14 protein-coding genes are annotated in these 22,379 nt (G+C 46.7%); 13 read left to right on the top strand and 1 reads right to left on the bottom strand.

The annotated features are described in order from the left end of the window. Window positions 1-6: 6 nt before the first annotated feature. The 8 genes from AC506A_RS16250 to AC506A_RS16215 all read left to right on the top strand — a co-directional run bounded on the left by AC506A_RS16250 (window position 7) and on the right by AC506A_RS16215 (window position 14,595). Window positions 7-1,269: a TRAFAC clade GTPase domain-containing protein gene (locus tag AC506A_RS16250; protein WP_495462062.1), complete on the top strand. Its 1,263-nt coding sequence runs from the start codon at window positions 7-9 to the stop codon at window positions 1,267-1,269. Continuing rightward, window positions 1,269-3,578, top strand: coding sequence for a GAP1-N2 domain-containing protein (locus AC506A_RS16245; RefSeq protein WP_495462061.1), 2,310 nt, complete (start codon window positions 1,269-1,271; stop codon window positions 3,576-3,578). Before AC506A_RS16250 ends, AC506A_RS16245 begins: the two co-directional genes overlap by 1 nt. Before the next feature lie 16 nt (window positions 3,579-3,594). Further along, window positions 3,595-5,763, top strand: coding sequence for an S-layer homology domain-containing protein (locus AC506A_RS16240; protein ID WP_495462060.1), 2,169 nt, complete (start codon window positions 3,595-3,597; stop codon window positions 5,761-5,763). A 74-nt stretch (window positions 5,764-5,837) separates the two neighbouring features. After that, window positions 5,838-6,098 (top strand): hypothetical protein, encoded by a 261-nt coding sequence (locus AC506A_RS16235; RefSeq protein ID WP_495462059.1) that lies wholly within the window; start codon window positions 5,838-5,840, stop codon window positions 6,096-6,098. 146 nt (window positions 6,099-6,244) lie between these two features. Then, on the top strand, window positions 6,245-7,504 hold the full coding sequence (locus AC506A_RS16230) for an FAD-binding protein (RefSeq protein WP_495462058.1): 1,260 nt from the start codon (window positions 6,245-6,247) through the stop codon (window positions 7,502-7,504). 648 nt (window positions 7,505-8,152) lie between these two features. Continuing rightward, window positions 8,153-10,174, top strand: coding sequence for a GxGYxYP domain-containing protein (locus AC506A_RS16225; RefSeq protein ID WP_495462057.1), 2,022 nt, complete (start codon window positions 8,153-8,155; stop codon window positions 10,172-10,174). Window positions 10,175-10,257: 83 nt separating this feature from the next. After that, entirely contained in the window at window positions 10,258-11,454 is a 1,197-nt protein-coding gene (locus tag AC506A_RS16220) for a GntR family transcriptional regulator (protein WP_495462056.1), read from the top strand. A gap of 306 nt (window positions 11,455-11,760) precedes the next feature. After that, complete coding sequence (locus AC506A_RS16215) at window positions 11,761-14,595, top strand: GxGYxYP domain-containing protein (protein ID WP_495462055.1); 2,835 nt, start codon at window positions 11,761-11,763, stop codon at window positions 14,593-14,595. A gap of 85 nt (window positions 14,596-14,680) precedes the next feature. Here the strand turns inward: AC506A_RS16215 and AC506A_RS16210 are convergent, their stop codons facing one another. After that, window positions 14,681-15,664, bottom strand: coding sequence for a hypothetical protein (locus AC506A_RS16210; RefSeq protein ID WP_495462054.1), 984 nt, complete (start codon window positions 15,662-15,664; stop codon window positions 14,681-14,683). Window positions 15,665-15,968: 304 nt separating this feature from the next. On the opposite strand from AC506A_RS16210, the gene AC506A_RS16205 reads away from it, so the two are divergent. The 5 genes from AC506A_RS16205 to AC506A_RS16185 all read left to right on the top strand — a co-directional run bounded on the left by AC506A_RS16205 (window position 15,969) and on the right by AC506A_RS16185 (window position 22,374). Next, window positions 15,969-17,147 (top strand): GntR family transcriptional regulator, encoded by a 1,179-nt coding sequence (locus AC506A_RS16205; RefSeq protein WP_495462053.1) that lies wholly within the window; start codon window positions 15,969-15,971, stop codon window positions 17,145-17,147. A gap of 170 nt (window positions 17,148-17,317) precedes the next feature. After that, window positions 17,318-18,868, top strand: coding sequence for a GxGYxYP domain-containing protein (locus tag AC506A_RS16200; protein ID WP_495462052.1), 1,551 nt, complete (start codon window positions 17,318-17,320; stop codon window positions 18,866-18,868). Between the two features lie 30 nt (window positions 18,869-18,898). Continuing rightward, the gene (locus AC506A_RS16195; protein WP_495462051.1) at window positions 18,899-19,885 is read left to right on the top strand and encodes a carbohydrate ABC transporter permease; all 987 of its coding nucleotides are present in this window, start codon (window positions 18,899-18,901) and stop codon (window positions 19,883-19,885) included. Between the two features lie 3 nt (window positions 19,886-19,888). Then, entirely contained in the window at window positions 19,889-20,818 is a 930-nt protein-coding gene (locus AC506A_RS16190; protein WP_495462050.1) for a carbohydrate ABC transporter permease, read from the top strand. A gap of 89 nt (window positions 20,819-20,907) precedes the next feature. After that, window positions 20,908-22,374 (top strand): extracellular solute-binding protein, encoded by a 1,467-nt coding sequence (locus tag AC506A_RS16185; RefSeq protein WP_495462049.1) that lies wholly within the window; start codon window positions 20,908-20,910, stop codon window positions 22,372-22,374. The last annotated feature ends 5 nt before the right edge of the window (window positions 22,375-22,379 follow it).

Raw genomic sequence — 22,379 nt, 5'->3', positions numbered from 1 at the left:
GTATACATGCTCTTTAGTTTGTTTAATATTTTCAAGAAAAAGCCTTCTTTCAAGCAACAACCGGATTTCTATAGCATTGTATGTCCATTTTGCATGAGCAAGTTCCAACCGGATGACGTCATGTTTCGAGCATCGCACTACAAGGATGACAACGAGAATTATGCACTTCAAGAAGATATGAAGTTGAATCAATGGCGCCGCAAGTTCAAGATGGCGGAGATGGGTGATATGGAAGCGATTATCGATCCAGTTTCCATTCCATATGAGAACCGCACTTACTCAGGTAAGGTATTGGTAGAAATTAATGATGATTACAGTCAGTCTACCAAACGTCGATTGTGTCCGGAATGCCACAATGAACTGCCTATTAACTCGGGGCTCGTTCCAAGCAATATTATCTCGTTGGTCGGAGCATCTGAGTCCGGTAAAACGGTGTATATGACCTCCCTAATCCAAACGCTCCAGAATATGACGGCTAGTAACTTCAACGCAGCTTGCGTACCTTTGAATGCAGAAATTAGCCGAAGGTTCCGACAGGAATATCAAGAACCGCTTTTCGAGACCGGGGCAATGTTGTCCGCGACAAATCCAAATACGAAGCCTGAACCACTCATATTCCAATTTAAATTCAAAGACGATCGAAATCCACTTACGCTAGTTTTCTTTGATGTGGCCGGTGAGGGGATGTCAAGCCGTGATTACTTGGAGCTGTTCGGTCCTCATATCAAGAATTCATCAGGTATTTTATTCCTAGTGGATCCGATGCAAATCAAGACGGTTCGGGATAAAATCAAGCTCCGAGCCGGGACGGACGAGGGGGACTTTACGAGCCTGGCCGCACCGCCAGTTGATGTAGTAGCGACGCTATTCGAGAACTTTATTGCTCACCAACAGTCCGGTAGAACGAGTATTCCAACTGCTGTGGTACTGGCAAAGAGCGATATGTTGCAATATTTAAAAGACGAACAAGGTGAATATATACCATCCAACAGCAACGTATTTAAGAATGTCGTACATAGAGGCTTCTTGAACAACACGGAGTTTCAAAATATTAATGGAGAAATTGGACGTTTTCTTGAGAAGGTAGATCGCCCATTCAAAGATGCAATCGACGTCTATTTCTCGGATGCGGCTTATTTTGCCGTTTCGGCATTAGGTACCAACCCAGTCAATGGACAAATTGATAGTGTCATCAATCCGATTCGAGTTGACGAACCATTCATCTGGCTGCTGCACAAGTTAGACTACGTGGAGAGGAGAGAAGCATAGTGTCTAAGCGCCTCATTCAGCAACACTACTACGCCCGCGCTAAAGAGGGGCTATTCAATACGACGGAAGGCTTTGATTCGATAGCAAAGTCACCATCACTGGACAATGCTTTTATCAAAAGTACTCTTCAAACCTATTGTGCTTACTCTGCGCCGCAGGAATTGATTTCCCGTGGAGAACAATCTGGTGAGCTCTACCCGCCGTCCAGATATGCTTTCCAAGCGAGTAATGGTGATCGAGTAATTGGACAATCTGTGTATGTGGCCTCTGAGAATGTAGGCAAGAGAAGCACATCGTTCACCCATCAATATATTATTCCAAAAGGAAATAAGGCTGAAGTTCTGTTGCAGCCAGATTGGTTATTTGGTGCCAGATTTTCAAGAGCCTATGATATCACCAATGGGAAGGTAATTACCGAACTGGAAGAGCTTCCGCTGGAAGAAGGGGAGCGAATCTGGAATCGCAGCGAGCTTCTAACTCAGCTTGGTGTTGATGAGACAATTTTCAAATGTCTGGTGTATGCGATCATTCAATCGATTACGAATAAGAAGAAGATATACGTAACGTTGAACGTACCCATTATCGAACTGTCTACTCATGCATCTCGCTTGTTGGAGGTGCTTTACACCTGTCTGCCTATTGCTGTGCGCGAGAAGCTTGGCTTCATGACGTACAATAAGGAGCCTGTTGGTAAACAATCCATTCACATTATGTTCGTGGAGAATGGGAGTATACGCCCTGCTGATCGAAATATCGAACGTGATTATCAGTTCGATATTGCCGGGGGACGTTTCGTAAATACGGCCCTCCCCGGAAGCGAGCATAAATGGCTGGATTATTTGTGGAACAACAAGGATCATGCGGAAGAACTCCACAAGTTCTTTGCGTTCTGTTCGGAGTCGCTTCAGGGTAAGGCGATCGAATCGCTTCAATTACACGAATATTATCGTTTATACGTTTTGTACCAAATTATTAACGGGGACATGGAGCAGTATACCTCCAACAGGGAGGGTGTCGTTAACAGCATATTGAGTTATTTAAATGCGGAAGACATCGCCGTTAAACATGAGCTTCGGAGTTTACTGCTTCAAATTTATCGCGGCGAGATGGGAGCAGATTATACTGCCAATTCGCCTGAATATGTAAAAGCCATTGTGAAGAGTTATGCCATTCTACCGGAAGAAGGGAAAGCAACCCCGGAGACACTCTTGCTATTGTCTATAATTCGTATTCTGAGCCGTGATGGTTATGAGCAAGCGGTTGAACTGTTAGAGGTAATAGCTGCTGATCCACAATTATACAAGGCCATGCTAGGTCGTCTATGGGTTAGTAAGTACGAATTTATCGAGCAGTATGCCTATCTTCGTATTGAACAATTGAAAACAACCCAAACGTTTCAAAGAGATGTACGCTTCTGGCTCGAAAATCTGCCGGATGTACATCGGTTGGAATCAATTGTAAGCCAGTACAAAAAACAAGCAAAGAGCATTGTGACGAATGGCAAGGAAGAGAACTTGAAGGCTGCACAGTTCTTTATTGAGCTCTGGCAAGATCTTGCTCTCAATCATCAGATAAGTCTGTATGATAGGGCTAAAACTTGTATTGTTGAAGCCTTGCTTGAAAGCTGTTCATTGCAGCAAATTACTGAAAGCAGCTTACTGGTCTTTGGGCGCTTTCTGGACGAGCATTTCTCCTTCGATGACGTGGTGGGATCGGAATTCCGTGATAAATACGATCAATTGCTAACGTTATATAGATTCGTGGATCCGGTTAATTCTTCTGAAGCCAAGATCAGAGAAAGATTGGAAAAGATGGATTACAGGACGGTAACTGATGTTCAAAGTTTAGCGAAAAAACTGCTAAAACCGCATGTGAATCCATCGTTCTTTGAGAGGCTGACCTATGTATTCTGGAATGTCGAGGGAGACTATCGCCTCCCTAACTATCAATATAAAGAGCTATTGTTCTTCGTGGAAGAGAATGGCGAAGAGAGTTCATTGTATGACTTCTTGGAATGGACAGCGACTAAACAGGACTTTGTTTCAGTCAGTGGCATCGATGATGATTACAGAGGGGCGATCTATCGGGTTTTTAGAGAAAAACGGCCAAAGGTTTTTGCTCAAAAGAAGATTCGTAACAGATTGTTAGCTATCCACAATAAATCAATGAAATATATAATGACGAAAATTAGAAAAGAACAATATGGTGTTGTACGCAAGTTTTTCATTCGATATCGTCTTCTGATTTGGGCTACGGTCACTTCGATGCTACTGGGTGCGATCATATGTGTATTATGGAATCGATTCTAATTTGGAGGGTAACACAATGAGGCAATTTAAATTCCTCACCATGATAATCGCGTTGTTCCTTACTTTCCTAATTGGGTCTCTACATGCCTCAGCTGATGGACAAACATTCTTCAAAGATGTTAAGACTAATTATTGGGCATACAGCGCCATTCAGTCGATGGTCAATCAAGGCATTGCGACAGGATATTCGGACGGAACGTTTCTTCCGGAGCAGTCCATGACACGTGAGCAATTCGCTAAGCTTCTCACGGTGGCATTGGATCTTCCTTTAAATGAGGGGAGTAAGACGTTCTCGGATGTTAAACCAGATCGGTGGTCGTATCCATATATTGAGACGGTCAAGGATGCTCTAATGGGCTATCAGCTCCCTATTGGAAAACCATTCTATGAACCTAGTAAGTTAGTGACACGGGAGGATGTTGCGGTAGCTCTTATTAAAGCGCTGCACGTTTCGAGTGTCAGTGCATCGGAAGCGGATAAGACATTAAAGGCGAAATTCAAAGATTTTGAGAAGATTACTCCTGCATTCCGAGTCCATGTGGCAACTGCTCTCAAATATAACTTCATCGGCGGTTATCCCGACGGTACTTTTAAGCCTGCTAATGGTCTTACACGCGCCGCAGGCATGGCGTTGTTCAATCGAATATTGGAATCTCCAATGATGCCAAATATTGAAAATATCGGACTCACATTGGAGATACCTAGTAATGTGAATACCAATAAAGTAACAATCTCTGGTACATCAATTGCTGGAGTCAAGTTGTATCTTAACGGGATGGAGATTCCTAACCAGAACGGAAATTATACATTTGTAGCGACCTTTACTAAGGGTGAAGGTACATATAATTATGAAGTAAAAGCTGTGAAACCGAACGGTAGGCTAATGAAACTATCTCGTAAGGTGATCTATACCATCCCGGTACCAGAGGTTACTTTTGAATTGCCTGGTAGCACGGATTTGAAAAGTATTCATATTACAGGACATGTGTCTGATCTAAACGATAGCCATCCTTCTGTCAAAATCAATGGTAAACTTGTCAATGTTGATAGTGCAGGCAATTGGGCAAGTGATCTAGGTTTATATGAGGGTTCGAACAAAGTATCGATTATGGCGTCAAATCGTTATAATAAGAGAATTAATTATACGGAGTATGTCAGTTTTACACCTAAACCACCGATCTTTACAGTAAAAGACCTGCCAACAACAGTCAATTTGGAGAGCATTGTAGTTGAAGGCACTGTTGAGGATAGGAATGACACGGCACCACCAGTTGCCCTAAATAATCAGTTCTTGGCGAATGGATCCTTCAAGAGAACGATTAAGCTCACTGAAGGTGACAATAAACTGGTGTTTGTAGCGACAAATTCACTGGGAAAATCGACTACAGTAACAAAAATGGTTAAGTATGTAATTTTGCCGCCCGTCATCGTAATAGAAGGCGTGCAAGATGTAGAGACAAAGAAGATAGTGGACATCAAGGTTACCGCAACAGATGTGGCGGATCCCTCACCGACCTTGTACTTAGATGGCATAAATAAGGGGAAATCAAGCTTCACCGCTCGTCTCACCTTAGTAGAGGGGGACAATACCTTTAGGATAAGGGCCGTGAATTCGCAGGGTAAAGAGACTTTAATTACGAAAAAAATAACCTATTTAGTGTTAGCGCCTCTCATATCAGTAAACAGTCTCCCTGAGACGACAGATGTTCCAACAATAAATCTCGAGGTTTCTGCATTCGATTTTAACGATACATCGCCCATGCTGTATTTGAATAATTCCTATATGGGTACAAAATCCTTCACAAGGACGATTACATTGAACGAAGGAGAGAATACAATTATCGTAAGGGCAGAGAACATGTACGACAAAGTCTCTTATGTTACGATTAAAATTGTCTACACTCCAGCGTCACCGGTTCTGGTCGTCGAGCCACTGCCAACGAGTTCAGAAGTGGCTAGTATTACGGTTGTTGCATCTGTTACTGATAAGAATGATACCGCACCAAAGCTTTATTTAAATGGAACGTATCAAGGGACAGGCTCCTTCAGTACACGATATATTTTACAAGAAGGCATTAATACAATTACGATAAAAGCCGTAAACAAATACGGAAAAGAGACCATCTTGACGTATACAATCGTCTTTACTGACGAACCGCCGGTTGAAGTCGGCGGTACGCAGTGAAGAAAAGAAGGAGATTCAAAGTTGATAAATAGATTTCTAAACATGAGTCCGCTCGACAAGAACTAATCGCGCAAATGGAATCAGCACGAGCCAAAGTGGCACAAGAGTTAGCAATAGCACAAAGGATCAATACTGCAGAAACCGTAGAAATTGAGGAATATTATGATGCTAGTGGTAAAGGTGGACTCAATATTCAAGCTACCGAGGGAACAGTAACGGGAGGAATAACAGGAGAAGGACGTAAAGTAACAAAGCGGATTTATCGATTCTCGGGTTGGCACGAAGGTGCTGCCCAAGTTTTAGAAAAGCAGGATCAGCAAGAGGAAGAAAATTAAGTTTATGAAGAGAGAAGAGCAGGCGTAATACCTGTTCTTTTTTAATTTATGATTTTACCATCCCCTCAACATCAGCAGGTATATCTTCAAGGGATAGCGAAGCAACTAATAACGCTGACGATATGTCCACGAAGGGATATGACGATATGGAAAATAACCAAAACTGGGCAGGGAACTACAGGTACAACGCCTTGGAACTCCATGTTCCTGAAACCGTAGAGCAAGTACAAGAATTGGTCGCTCGCAGTACTCGGATTAAGGTGCTTGGCACAAGACACTCGTTTAATGGAATCGCGGATACGATCGGATGTCATCTCTCGCTCCGGAAACTGAACCGGGTAGTAGCATTAGATCGCACGAACAATAGAGTAACAGTGGAAGCGGGAATACGGTACGGAGAACTGTGTCACTATCTTCATCGTAACGGCTATGCGCTGCATAACTTGGCCTCGCTGCCGCACATTTCTGTTGGAGGCGCAGTAGCTACAGCAACGCATGGTTCAGGGGATTTGAATGGCAATCTCGCTACGGCGGTCCATTCCCTTGAGATTGTGAAAGCGGATGGGGAGACTATCGAGCTCTCCCGCGAACATCAATTATTCGCCGGAGCAGTCGTGGGACTTGGAGCATTAGGTGTAGTCACGAAACTCACGCTAGACGTGGTACCAGCCTTCCAAATGAGTCAGTATATCTATGAAAACTTACCGCTAACGCAGCTTGAAGACCAGTTTGACGCGATCTTCTCCAGTGCCTACAGTGTTAGTTTGTTTACGGATTGGAAGAGAGCGGCGTTTAATCAAATGTGGATGAAGAAGAAACTGACAGATCCAGCTGCGACTCCAGTAGAACCTGAGTTTCACAGTGCAACTTTAGCAGCCTCGCATCTACACCCAGTGCCCGGCGTTTCACCAGAGAATTGCAGCGAGCAGATGGGAATCGCAGGGCCATGGTATGAACGGCTGCCGCATTTCCGCATGGACTTCACTCCAAGCGCGGGAGAAGAGCTGCAAAGCGAGTACTTCGTGCCGCGCAAAGAGGCCTATCCGGCTTTGTGTGCGATCAATTGCCTGCGTGATCAGATTTCGCCGCTCCTTCATATTTCCGAGATTCGCACCATTGCCGCAGACAATCTGTGGATGAGTCCTTGTTACAAGGAGGAGATGGTTGCCATCCATTTTACATGGAAAGATAATTGGGCCGCTGTTCAACAATTGTTGCCTGTTATCGAAGAGCAGCTTGAACCATACCATGCTCGTCCTCACTGGGGAAAGCTGTTCACCATGTCGCCGGCCCGGGTGCAATCGTATTACGAGAAGTTACCCGACTTTCAACAGCTGGTTCATCTCTTTGATCCGGAAGGTAAATTCGGTAATGACTATACAACTAGCTATATAATGGGAACGTAACGCAAGTCGTTCCTCGTATGTGAAGCTGCCGGCTTAGTCGGCGGCTTTTTCGTTGTTTATGACACTCGACTCTAGTTACGGAATGTTCTAACGAATTGTACAGGCCTTATTTGCCCGAATATAGCTCCAAAAAAATGCTAACGAATCGTACGGGCCTTATTTGACGGTTTTAAGGTGTATTGGAGCTGATTCTCCCACAATAAGACCTCTACGGTTCGTTAGAATCTCAGAGCCCCGATATTCGGCCGAATAAGCCTCCTACGATTCGTTAGAGTTTCGCGGCAAGAGGGACGCCAGTTCTGGCATGTGCTGGGTTGTGAGGGAGTTGTGGAATGCGGATGCGGAATGCGATGCGGATGCGGAATGCAATGCGGAATGCAATGCGGAATGCGGATTACGAGATGTAAGCTGTGGCATGACGCAGGAGTAAGAATGAGAATGTAAGCTTTGGCATGGCGCAGGAAAAAGAGTGCGGCACGTGGTGTATGCGAATGTTCAGCTCAGTGATAGTGGGGTGGCGCAGGGTAACCCCTGTACGATCTTTTTCATTCTAGATATTATTTGTTATATATATTATAGTAAATATTAAGAACTTTGACATCACGTGACCGTCCCATCGACCAATCATTCAAAATAGGAGGAGATCCATTGAAAGGCAGATTCATTTTATTCAGTTCCTTAGTTGTCGTAGCTGCTGCAGCCGTCACCACTTATTTTGCCCGGCCTAGTAATGAGGAGGGGGTCCATTGGCCGAAGGGGCAGGCGCTGCCTTCGTTCGAGGAACCGGCTTCGACGCTCGATCTGATGTACACCACAGATAACTTCTACTACCAGGCGGAAGATGCCTCATTAGCCCATAAAACCGGCAAAGCAGACGGAGATGGCTGGCTCGCTGCAGCTGGCAGTGATGCGCCGAATGTTCCGATGCTGGACATTACGAATCAAACGAACATACCGGCCGGCGAGAACAAGGCGATTGTAAATATGCAGGTGGACAGTTTTGCGAATGAGAATGGGGTTGTAGCGAAACTGGAAGTACTCGATCAAGAAGCGGGTACGAGTCTCGCTTCGCTTGATGTATCGAACTGGGATTTCAAGCTGCCGAATGCGTCTCAAAGCTTCGAGCTTCCTTTTACCGTACCGGATAATGGGCATGCACTGGAGTTTCGGGTTCAGTGGACCGGCAAATCGACCTTAAAGCTGTTCGACGTCGGCATTTCCTGGGCGCTTCGCAAGGATGAGAACCTCGTGTTTACTTCCTTGAAAGGCGTGGTCAACAAAACTAAACCTCGTTTGTATGCCTTCACAGATAATGTGAATGGCAGCACAGGGACTTCGTGGCTAACCTCGCTCGGACTTGCATATAAAGAAGAGAAAGATAACTGGAAGCTGCTGGATAAATATCGCTCGGAAGTAAGCGGCATTGTTGTGTATGATGACAGCCAGCCGGATACCGTGAATCTGGCAACAACGATTGCCGGCTTGAAGGACGGAATTGTCGCACCTCCGGCACTAGTGGAGAAGTTGACGGGAGCTCCGTACAACCTGCCTATTCTGGAGGATTTACGCGGTGATTTCACATCAAAGCTGGATGTATACGAATTTATGCTTGAGCACTATTGGCCAAAGGTTACGCACCGCGTGATCATCGGCCTAGATCCTTCGCTCAAGTCCTATCTCAGAGATTATGCGATGAATCTCACTGCCGCCGTCGTCTGGCTTAATCCGAAGGAGCCAAAGGAAAGCGAGCTGCTGGACAAATTTCTGAAGGATATGCCTTACGGAAGCGGGCTCTATATGGGATGGTGGCCGGATGAAGGTGAAGGGGTGAAGAAAACTTCCGACTTCGGATTAGCTACTGTCGCGAGCGATTATTCGTCCAACCTCAGCGTATTTAGCGGAACCTCGCGCGAGATTACCGTGCCTGAACTGCCGAAGAAACCGCCTTTGGAAAATAAAATCTACGTGTCGTTCATCTTAAGCGATGGCGACAACTTGCAGTATATGGAGCATTCATTCAAGAAGTTCTGGGATACGCCTGACCGCGGTGAAGTTCCGCTCGGCTGGACGGTCTCGCCGTTAATGGTGGATACAATGCCCGGCATACTCAATTACTTGTACCAGACAGCGACGCCTAACGATGCGTTAATATCGGGTCCTTCGGGAATGGGCTACACGTACCCGAATTTCTGGAAGGATGGAGAGGGGCTAGACAACTTTGTCACCCGCACGAATGATTATATGTCGCGAGCAGGACTAAGGGTGTTGACCATTTGGAACTACGTGAAAGGGGAGATTACGCCGGAGGCTGCTAATCGTTTCGCCGAACATGCGCCTTCCTTGCTTGGCTTTACCTCCCAATTTGGCACGGGCAAACTCGAAGTGTACAAGAATGAACTTCCCGGACAAGAGCTGAACGTCTCTTATGGCAGCGCGGAAAGTGACCTGACAAATGGAATTGAGGCAGCCGTTAAGAAATGGGATGGTAAATCTCCTGCTTTCGTAGCCATACAAGCTAACCCTTGGCAGGTTTCCTATCAGAATTTCGTGAATGCAAGGGATCAATACTTGTCGAATAAGGATGTTGTATTTGTACGACCGGACACGTATTTCCAGCTGGTTCGTGAAAGCAAGGGCTTACCGATTGAACCCAATTCATCGACTAAATAATTGATTGACATCAAATGATATATCAAAGTATTATATTTATTATATCGAATGGGTTATTAACTTTGGAGTGGGAGTCATAAACGATGCAGAAAGAGCGGCAGCCACTATATCTCCAAGTACAGGAGCATTTCAAGAAGCTGATCGGTTCCGGGGAGCTGACAATTGACGAGAAGATCCCCTCCGAGAAGGAATTGATGGTAGATTTCAATGTGAGCCGGATCACAATTGCCAATGCCTTAACGCAGCTTGCCAAGGAAGGTTGGATTTATCGGATTCCTGGCAGGGGGAGTTTTGTTAGCAAGGATATGCCTTTCGTTCCCGAGCTGTTTGCGCAATCCGAGAACCTGCCTGCATTAAGTGACGTTGTGCGCGATCAGCAGGAAAGAGCCCAGCGTGAGCGTCCAATCGGCAAAAGAATGATCGGGTTTATCATCCCGTCGCTTGATGATTATTTCGCCCTGCGTTTAATTGAAGGCATGAACAAGATTATGAAGCACAGCGATTATTACTTAGCCGTCATCTTAACGAATCATTCCAATACATTCGAGAAGGAAGCAATTGTTCAGCTGCTGCAGAAGGATGTGGCCGGTCTGATCATCTTCCCGATTGATGCCGAGACGTATAATGAAGAGATCTTGTCACTCAAAATGAATCGTTTCCCATTCGTGCTCATTGATCGTTATTTGCCGGGGGTAGAAACGCATTTCGTTTGCTCGGACAGCAGACTTGGAGCGCAATTGGCCGTCTCTCATCTATGGGAACTGGGGCATCGGAATATTGCGATCTGCTCGGACTCGCCGCTTCCGACAGTTACGGTTGAGGAGCGGATTGCCGGTTATGTTGAAGCGCTCAAGCAAAGGGGAGCAATGATTGATCCGGCACTCATTCTAACTGAGCTTGTGATCGATTATGATCAGAAGGACGATGCTCATACACTGGCTCGATGCCTCAAGAACGGTCAAGCAACCGCTTATATTACGCTGAATGCGAAGCTTGCTCTCTACATCTCCGGACTGGCCCGCAGTATGAAACTGGATGTTCCCGGACAATTGTCAATCTTGTCATTCGACGATCCGTCTTCAGAAGTGGACAGCCAGGAATGGTATACGCATATTGCACAATCGGAAGAGGAAATCGGCAGCCGAGCGGCAAGTATTTTGACTGATTTGCTGGACCGTCCAAGCGATGATGAAAGGTATCATAAAATCGTTCTCGAACCCAGGCTGGTCGTCGGTCAGTCGACGGGGCCTGTTGTTCAATACGCGAAGGGTCAGAAGTAGTCGGCCCTTAAGGATAGGCTGCTTCCTCCACATAGGAGGAGGCGGCCTTTTTGTCATATTTTCATCAAACGACATCATTCTCGCAGCTTATAAACAAAGCGGACTTTTATGTAATTTTTGTCATTAAAGCATATTGTTATTATAAGATATATACGATATATTTAATTTACATTGTAAGCACTTACATCTCAGGTGGGAGGAAATAATTCGGAGGCGAAGGAGGGTACAAGTGATATCGAGTATAGAATTACACGCATAGCCGGCATTCATTTAGATTCCAAATTATGATCGTATAGGAGGATGAAAATGAGAGTAAAGAAATGGATTGGTTTGGGACTGGCAGCTGTCATTATTGCATCGGCGTCTCCTCTGCCGCTGCTCCCGACTTCACCTGCAGCAGCAGCGGGGCTTACTTGGCCATCAGGACAAGTGCTTCCTTCCTTCTCGGCACCTGCAGCTACGCTTGATCTGATCGACGTCAGAACAGATGATGTTGAATACAAGTATGAAGGGGAAGGCGCGGCAGTAGGACACGCCACAGGTCACTTGGATGGGGATGGCTGGCTGGCTCAGACCTCTATTGACGCGCCGAATCTTAACATGATTACCGGTCCGAATGTTACCTCGATTCCTACCGGAAGTTTCAGTGCTTTCTATGATTTGAAAATCGACAATAACACCGCTGATGATAATGTCATGGTAACCGTTGATGTCAGAGACAGCACAAGCGGTGTTGTATTGGCGAGCCGAAGTATTACGCGGAAAGAATGGAGACAAGCGTCTGTTTATGAGCGCTTTGAAGTTCCTTTCAAGAATGCGACCGCTGGGCATGCACTTGAATTCAGGGTGTACTGGCACGGTGGCGCGTATATGAAAGTGAATAGCGTAGGCGCAAGACCGTTGATTAAAGAAGAAGAGGCGGTGCTGTTCACGACGCTCAAAGGACTCGTCAACAAAACCCAGCCTCGGATCTATACGTTCGATAACGCGGTTAACAACGAGGAAGGCAAGTACAACTGGCCGAATTCCTTGGGTCTTGGTTATGCCGATGTGGCAGATAAGTTCACGCTTATTACCAAATACAGAAGTGAAATTAGCGGGATCGTCGTTTATGACGATGCGCTACCGGATACCGTGAACCTGGCGACTACGATCGCATCGCTTAGCGGCGGGATTGTAGCGTCGCCCAGCATGGTTGCGAAGCTCACTGCAGCACCGTATAATCTGCCGATTCTGAATGATTTGCGCGGCGATTTCACAACGAAGCTGCAAGTCTATCAATACTTGTATACAAATTACTGGTCATTGGTCACCCACAAGCTGATTGTCGGATTAAATCCGGGCATTAAAGGTTTTCTGCGCGATTACGCGACAGCGGTAGGTGCGGCTACCATTTGGCTCAACCCGGCTATTACTGCTGAGAATACACTGCTGCGCCAATTCTTGGCCGACATGCCGTATGGCAGCGGCATCTACATGGGCTGGTGGCCGGATGAGGGCTTGGGCATTCAGACCGTTTCCGAGTATGGCGTGTCTACGATTGCCAGCGATTTTGCATCCAATTTGACGGTGTTCGGCGGTACATCCAGAACGGTCAACGTGAAGGGGACACCGAATAAGCCGCCGCTGGAGAACAAAATCTATATTTCACTCATCTTAAGTGACGGCGATAATATTCAATATTTGGAGCACCGTTTCAAAACCTTCTGGGATCATCCGCAAAGAGGAACTGTGCCGCTCGGATGGACAGTGTCCCCTGCCATGCTGGATGCTATGCCAGGCGTGTTGAATTACCTGTACAATACGGCCACTCCGAATGACGAATTGATTTCCGGACCGACGGGAATCGGATATACGTATCCGAATTACTGGGGCAACCAGACTTACCTGAACAACTATGTAGCGCTAACCAACGATTATATGAATCGTGCGGGCCTCCGGGTTCTTACGGTTTGGAATCAAATCAATGGCGCAACGAATGCAAACGTCGGGAACAGTTTTGCGCAATATGCACCTTCGCTGTATGGCCTGACGGCTCAGAACGCAGGCGGAGCCATCTCGGTTTATGATAATACGCTGCCGAGCCAAGGGTTGAATGCCACGTATTGCTACTCGGAGGCATCCATCATTTCCGAAATCAACGGAGCCATCTCAGGCTGGAACGGAACGTCGCCGCGCTTCGTCACTATTCAATCGAATCCTTGGGAAGGCATCACGTACCAGAGCTTTATCAATGCGGTCAATAATTTCAGCAGCAACAGCAACATCGTGTTCGTCAGACCAGACACGTACTTCCAGCTCATGCGTGAAAATAATCAGCTGCCGATCGATCCGGCTGCCGTCGTGAAGAAGTATGAAGCGGAGAGTGCGTTCTCCCACACAGTTGGCCGTGCCAACGACAATGGCTGGAGCGCGAACACAAGCCAGGATAATTCGGGCTTCATGATGTGGGGACCGTATGACAATACGCTTCCGGTCGGTCAATTGACGGCTTCGTTCAAGATGAAAATCGATTCCATCACCGGTGTGAACGATAATGTCGTTACATTGGATGTGCGGGATAATTCGACCGGACAGAGTCTCGCTGCCCTGGACGTGTACCGGAATCAATTCAAAGCAAACAATACCTATCAAGATTTCAGCCTGAGCTTCACCAATCCATCCGGAAGTGCGCTGGAATTCAGGGTGAATTACAAGGATAAAGCCGCAATCAACGTGGATAAGGTGGCGGTAACGACTAGAGTTGGCAAATATGAAGCAGAAGGAACTGTATTGGGGCATGGCGTCGGACGCGTAAGCGGAGATGGCTGGCAGGCGACTCCGACGCTCGACAACGGCGGGCATATGGTTTATGGACCTTATGATTCCAATGTAGCGATCGGCAATCGCAAAATAACATTCCGCCTGAAGGTGGACAACAACACGCTCAACAACTTGAATGTCGCCAAAATCGATGTCTGGGATGCGCAAGCAGGTGCTGTTGTGGCGCAAGCAGACATTACGAGGCAGCAGTTTACGGCAGCTAACACGTATCAGGATTTCAGCCTGACGTTTAATCAGACGCCTAATCGTAAGCTGGAATACCGCGTGTATTTCTACGATGTGGCTGCAATAACGGCAGATAGGATTACGATTAATTAGTATAACTTGAAAAAGAAACCCGCGGCGTTCTTAAACGTGGGTTTCTTTTTCTTGTTGTATTGGCGAATCAGCCCAAACAGCTCAATTATTGATAGAAGTAATAAATCAGTTGACCGCCTTCACTGCCCTGGGCGCCTTCTGAGAATATAATCATCGACACAACAACAGCGGCTTGCCCGTTAATCGTCACGTTCGTGAAGGACGGATTACCGAAAGCAGTCGATCCTGCCGGGGTAGTCATAGCAAGCGGCTCCGCGTTGCCTGTCGCATAATCGTAGATAAAAGGGCGGAACGAGCCAAAATCATTCTTCGTATATTGCCCTTCCATGAGTCCGAATGTATAGCCCTTATAAGTCATCGAGTCACGATCGCCAATGTTCCCTAACACCCCCCAGTACAAGAGGGCATTATCCATATTCGTTTGAACGCTGCTCGACCAGGAATTGAAATTCGTTAACGTGCCTCTCGCTTGCCGGTCGACGTCGCCGTTCTTGAAGTAATGAAAGCCGATATCGACGCTTGTGCTGCTAGCGGAATAAATATTCGGCGTACCTTCGGCATAGCTGGACAGCTGTCTTGGGCAGTTGTAGGTTTTGGAAGCGATACCGTTCTGCAGATTGCTCCAACTGCTGTAATAAGCAACCTTCAAGTGATTGTTCGGCTCCTGCTCCCAAGCGACGACGAAACCGCCGTCGGATGCCGCCTTAATCGCACCTTGCGTAGCGTTGTTGCCGGATGAGCCAGCCAATGCGCGGATGAAGGTCCAGTTGAGCAAATCGGTAGACTTGGCGAGATTCACTTTCGCTACGCCTGAAGTATAAGTGTGATAGACGGCGAGAAATTGACCGGATACATAAGGGTTTACAATGATTTTTGCGGTATCCATGTTGTTTCCGAGGTTGTCTTTGGCATTAAATTTCTTAGCGGCGGCGCCTGTGACGTTTGCGATTTTACCCTTGAGTTCGGCTCGAATTGGATCTGAAGGTGGGGCGGCGAATGCCTGCGCGGCGAATATGGAGCTAATCAATGCGACGGCTAATAGGAGACTGCCTAGTTTGCTTTTTCTCAACATCATCATCCCGCTTTCTTGGTTATGGAACTACATGGTTGATGAGCCTGCCGGAACAGCTGATCCCGATATCACCTCCTACGACACTGGGGTTCACATCATTTAACATGATCATTATATTGTTTAAAACAACCGCTTAGAAGACAGAATATCTATTAAATAGCATAAATGTTTGGTTATGGGGGAGGCTGCGATTTTTTTATTGCGTATGCCATGTTAGGTTACTTTATAAACCAAATTGTTTATGATATATTTGATATAAAGCAGCGTGCGGTGAAATAAATAGATAATGGGGGAGTGGCTCATGAGTCAAGATAGAGAGCCTCTATATATTCAGATTCAAAATTATTTTAAGGATTTGATTATAACCAGGAAGCTGGTAGAGGATGATAAAATTCCGACAGAGAAAGACCTAATGGATCAGTTCGAGGTCAGTCGGATCACGGTTGTTAATGCTTTGGCGGAGCTGGCGAAAGACGGCTGGATCTATCGGATACCTGGTAGAGGGAGCTTTATCAAAGGGATTCCGGAGACGTATATTGCTGCAGGAACCATTATCGAGACCCCTGTTCCGGAGCGGGCGACATACCGGGCGAAGATCGGGTTGGTCTTTCCTTTCATCGGCGATTACTTCGCCATCCGGCTGCTTCATGGGATCACCGAGGTGCTGGAGGCAAGCAAGTATTCCGTAGTGGTCATGTTCACCTACAACTCCAAGGAAATGGAGAAAGAAGTCATTCGTGAACTGAAGAATAACGTGGACGGATTGATTATTTTCCCCGTGGATGCTGAAGTGTACAATGAAGAGATTATCGCGCTCAAGATGCAAAATTATCCGTTCGTGCTAATTGATCGACATCTGCCGGGCGTCGAAACGAATGTCGTATCCTCTGATAGTGTCCAAGCTTCCATATTGGCGGTTGATCATCTATGGAGCCTGGGTCACCGCAATATTGCGATCTGCTCGGATTCTCCGCTGATGACGGTATCGGTTGAGGAACGGATTCAAGGTTACAATGAAGCGCTGAAGCAGAAAGGCGCTCTCATTAACCCGGCGCTGATTCTGACCGATTTCCTTGTAAATGCAAAGCAAGAGAGCGTAAATACGTTATTCACCACGTCGAGCGAGAATCAAACCATATTGAATCAGGAGCACCCGCTGTACCGCTTCATTAAGAATCGGATGGCAACGGCCTACATTGCGCTGAACTGTGCGCTCGGTGTCCACATCCTGACGATTGCCAAACAAGTCGGGCTGCGCGTACCGGAGGATATCTCGATTGTTACCTTCGATAACCCAAGTCCGCTGCTGGAGGAGTTCAGCTTACTGACGCACATTGACCAATCCGAGCAAGAGATCGGCAGAGAAGCCGTTCGTTTGCTGCTGCAAGTGATAGACAATAGAGGCAAACAGCCAAGCTACAAGAAGATCAACCTACAACCAAGTCTTGTCATTCGCAAAACAACAGGTCAGTTAAACTAACCGGTGCGCGATTACACAAATGAAAGATCGATAGCGCTGTGGATGTACCATTCACAGTGCTATCGGTCTTTTTTTATAAATTTCATTTGACTATAATGATATAATTAATATAATTTATATTATAGAGGTTAATATATGGAATGTTACGTATGAGACGAGGGGGGACAGTGATGGCCGCTAGAAAGTCATCTCGACGCATTTATGCCGCATTCATTGTAATTGCTGCTGCAATATCCGTGGTGGCGTGTAATTCTTCTGATTCACCGAGGTTTTCTTACTTTGAGCCTCTGAAGCAGCCTGAGCATCTATACGTCATTCAGAAGGATGACATGACAGCTGAGGAAATGACAATGGTGGAGACGCTTCAAGGCATTGTGGCACAGGAACGGCCGGAAATTTACATATCGGATGCGAACTATGACGTATGGCTGAAAGATTTAGAAGAAAATTACGGCGTTGAAACCGAAACCGTAAACGACCCATGGCAGTTGGCGGCGAAATTTAAGGATCGCATTCATGGGTATATCCAATATGAAAGTCATACCGCCTCCGTGAATGTCGCGACATCACTGGCCGGAATTGAGCGAGCAATCGCTGTGGATGCCACGTTAATTGATAAAGCCAAGCAGATCGGATTGAAACAAATACAAGATGTAAGTGATAAAGATGACGGCTGGATGTTTAATGAGTATGGAACGAAGTTCGCCAAGGATTTCTTCGTGCAGCAAGATGTGGGGAATCAATACCTGCGCGATATCGGCGTAGCGCACAAAGCGATGTACATCTATAACAGCGCTTCCACAGAAGACTATTCCGCTATTATGAATGCTATCGAGCCTGATGCGCCGCGGCTTGGCTGGGGACCCGGCGATGAGGCAGGGCATGTGGGCTTAGCGACGTTCTACGGGAAGAACACCATTGCTACCGATTGGGCATTGAATTTATCGGTGTTCTCCGGTGTAAAGCTAGATAGCAAGCTGAAGCAGCAGTATCACGTCGAAGCAGGGGACAGCGAGAAGGATGTGCATTATGTGTCCTTCGTCATGAGTGATGGAGACAATGTGCAGTATTTATTGAATGATTTTGCACGCAATCCCAAGTATTACGGCAGTGCAGTTCGCGGAGAGTTCCCGATGGGATGGCAGATGGCGCCCGTATTAAGCGATTTGGCGCCGAATGTTATGTCATGGATCTACGCCAATGCGAAGAAGGACTACTTCGTTGCCGGCGTTTCGGGCACAGGTTATTTCTATCCGAATGATTATCCGGAAGAGGCCATGAACTTGAACATGGAACGTCTGGACGGCTACTTGAAGGCGACAGATATGAGCATTGTAACGATCCTTGATCAGGGTCGCACGGAAGACGAAGTGCTTGCGAAATATGCAGCCGTACCTTCGTTAGATGGAGCCATCGTCTATTTCGGAAATCGTTATTCTGGAGATCACGGTAAAATCAGGTGGATTGGCGGCAAACCTTTCGTAAGCGCGCGGGAGACGCTCTGGGAGACCGACCCCGTTGCAATGGCGGAGCGAATAAACGGCTATCAGACCGACTCCTCGTCAGAAGAAGGCTATACGGTTGTGAACGTGCACCCTTGGAGCCATACGATGGATGATGTGTCCACTTTGATTAAGCATTTAGATAAACATGTCAAAGTCATTTCACCTGAAGAGTTATTCCAGCGAGTAAACCGTGATTTGAAACGAGAAGAACAATAATTCGACATGGGGCATGGGAGGCGTGTGAATATGGAGAAAAGCAGTTTAACTGTGAGCGGCCAAGCTTCGCTGCAAAACAGTGTAAATGTGAGCAAGCAGTCTTCACTAAAGAAATTCACCAAGAAACATCGAGATGCAATTATAGCCACGGTAATTTTGGGTCCAATGATATTATGGTGGCTGGTATTATCCGGTTTTCCGATTCTATTCGGCTTCTTGCTTGGATTCTTCGAATGGATCGGCATTGCCGGCAGTCCGAAGTTCGTTGGTATAGATAACTACATCAGATTCTTTCAGGATCCGCTGTATTACAATGCGCTCTGGAGATCCATATGGATGGGCGGCTTGGTGACGGTAGTGACCTTAGCGGCCGGTTTCGGAGCAGCCATGCTGATGAACATGCCCTTGTTCGGTAAAGGGGTATACCGTTCCGTCTGGTACATCCCGGCAGTTACCTCGGCAGTTGCAACAACCCAAATTTTCAACATTCTTCTGGATACGAATAACGGTGTCATTAATAACTTCCTGAAGTCGATTGGCAAGGAACCGATTATATGGCAATACTCCGTGTTCTGGGGCGTGTTCTGGATCGTGGTGTACTCGGTTTGGAAAGGCGTAGGCGGTGCTGCGCTCATCTGGCTTGCCGGACTTCAATCCGTCGATCCGACGTTGTACGAAGCAGCGGAAATTGACGGCGCCGGCCGCTGGGGGAAATTAGTCAATGTCACGCTGCCCGGTCTGAAGCCGATTGCAACTTATATCGTCATCACGAGTTTGATCGGTGCGATTCAAATTTATGAGCAGGTCTTGTTTATGACAAATGGCGGTCCGTACGGACAGACAGAAGTGCTCGTGTTCCGTATCTACCGGGATGCATTCTGGGATTTCAATATGGGAATGGCGGGAGCCTCATCTCTTGTAATGGCAGTCGTTGTATTCGCGGTAACGGTGCTCTACTACCGCTGGTCCACGAATTCAGACAGAAGCAATACGATCCCGTTGAAAGGGAGGAAATAAACGATGGCAGCAACAGCAGGATTTCGTAAACAAGTCGCCGTTCAATTAAAGCCAACTCATTTATTCGCACATATCGTATTGTTCGGTGTCGGCCTTATATTGTTATATCCTTTAGTATTTATGGTTCTGGCGGGTTTCTTCAGCAGAGCTGAATTCACATCATCCGTATTAGGGCTGCTCCCGATTCCGAAGGAACCGACGCTGAAAAATTATTTGGTGCTGTTCTATGGATCTACTGAAGCAGGCGTGCAGAAATATTTCATTAACTCCTCCATTCGAACGGTTTACAACACATTCTGGGCGTTATTGACCTCCTTCCTGGCGGGTTATGTGTTCGCTCGGTTGAAGTTTAAAGGGAAAGATCAGTTGTTCTTGTTCTTGCTTGGCACGCAAATGATTCCAGGCACGATCGCATTAATCCCTACTTATCTGGAGTATGCGAGATTTCCGTTTGCCGGAGGCAATCACATCTTTAATGGCGGCACAGGTATTCTGGACACGTGGTGGGTGTACCTTATCGGCGGGCCAAGCATTAACATTATGGGCGCATTCCTAGTGAAGCAATCGATTGAAAAGGTTCCGTTTGAATTGGATGAAGCGGCAAAAGTGGACGGTGCGAGTACGATCCGGATTATTTTTCAGCTCTTATTACCGCTTCAGCTGCCGATTATGGCCTATATAGCAATTACGACAGCACTTGGTACGTGGAATGATTTTGCTACACCGTTCTTCTATACATCGACAGACTCCCTGCAGACGCTTCCTGCTGCGATTACGAGACTGTCGTCAGCCGCAGCCGGCCCGGCCGGAATACCGAACTGGCCGCTCATTATTACACTCGGACTTGGCGCAACAATTCCTGCGCTGTTGATGTTCTTCTTCTTCCAGAAGTACATTGTGCAAGGATTGGCGAACACCGGAATAAAAGGTTAAAAATTATCTAAATAATATATTGAATATATTGTATTGATATGTTATATTTCAGGTGTAGCAAATAGTCATCCACAAATGGAGGGGTTCAAGTGAAATTAAAAAAGACCACAGCCTTGATGGGAACAGCGCTATTGATGGTTGCTCTGACGGCGTGCGGCGGGAATAACAACAAAACCGCAGCAGAGAATGAGAAGCCAAGCAACACAGCAACAACGGATACTACTGAAGCAACGAATGAGGCGGCTAACACCACGGAGAATACGCCTGCTGCTGCAGAACCTGTTACGCTTACTGTATTGAATGAAGGCGCTGTCGGCATTGGCGTGGGCTTAGTGGATGAATTGCTTGTTACGAAAGAGAAAGAGCTGAAAGACGGCGGCACAGATACAAGCTATACGCCGGGCAATCAATTTGAAGGCGGAGCATTCGGTCTTTATTATCAAAAATTCATTAGCGAGAAATTGAAAGAAAAAAATATAAGCGTCAAAACCGAAGACTGGGGCTGGGGCGAGCCGCTGATCCAGAAAGAAACAGCAGGTTTCCTAGCAAAGAACATTCCGGACATCATCGTAGGCGAAACGCAAATGCCTGGTTTTGCTCAACAAGGATTGCTTGAAGCATTCCCGGATGATATGGCAGCAGAAATTCGTGAGAAGCTTGCTCCTGCAGCATGGAAACCGATGGAAATCGACGGCAAGATTTATGGTTTGGCTTCCCAGCCAGGTGTAAGCAGCTTGTTCTGGAACAAGAAGTTGGTAAAAGAAGCGGGCTTGGATCCTGAGAAAGCCATTACGACTTGGGCTGAGCTTGTAGACAACGCGAAGAAAGTAACGGACGCAGGTAAAGGCAAGTTTTACGGCGGCGGCGTATATGGCGCTCCTAACTTCGGCGGATACCTTCGCTACGGTGCTCTGGTTGCAATCAACGGCGGAACATTTGCCGATGCAAACGGACAACCGACCTTCAATTCCGATGCTAACGTTGAAGTTGTCGAGCTGCTGAGAGCACTGAACGCTAACCATCCTGCAGGTCTGATGTTGAATAACAACGAAGGTACATACTTCGATGCTTGGAATAAAGGTCAACTGGCCTACTTGATTGATGGTCCGTGGCGTGCACAAGAATGTAAGAATGTTGGCCTAGAATGCGGTATGGCGCCGATTCCAGTGTCGCCAAACGGCAAGCCGGGTAACGTAACAATCGGAGCAGCTTTCCACTCCGTTCCTGTAGATGCTAAGAATAAAGAAGCGGCATTTGATTACATCAGAGCGATGTACAGCACAGAAGTACAGCAGCTGATTGCGGATTCCAATACGCGCTCGCCAATTCTGAAAGAAATCGCGGAGTCGGATGACTACAAAACGAAGCATCCGGAAATGTACCTGCACTATCAAGCGATGATCGGCAACGTTCAAGGTCTTCCAACCTTTGCGAAAGACAACTCGAAGGCTTGGCAAATCTTTGGTGATGCGGCAGTGAAATCGCTCATGACAGACGGCGACATCAAAGCCATTCTCGATGATGCTCAGAAGCGTGCTGAATTGGTAACCAAATAAATAGA

The organism is Paenibacillus sp. N22P23, from assembly GCF_059383735.1.
Note: the sequence above shows the minus strand (reverse complement) of the source record. Positions and strands in the feature narration are given on the sequence as shown.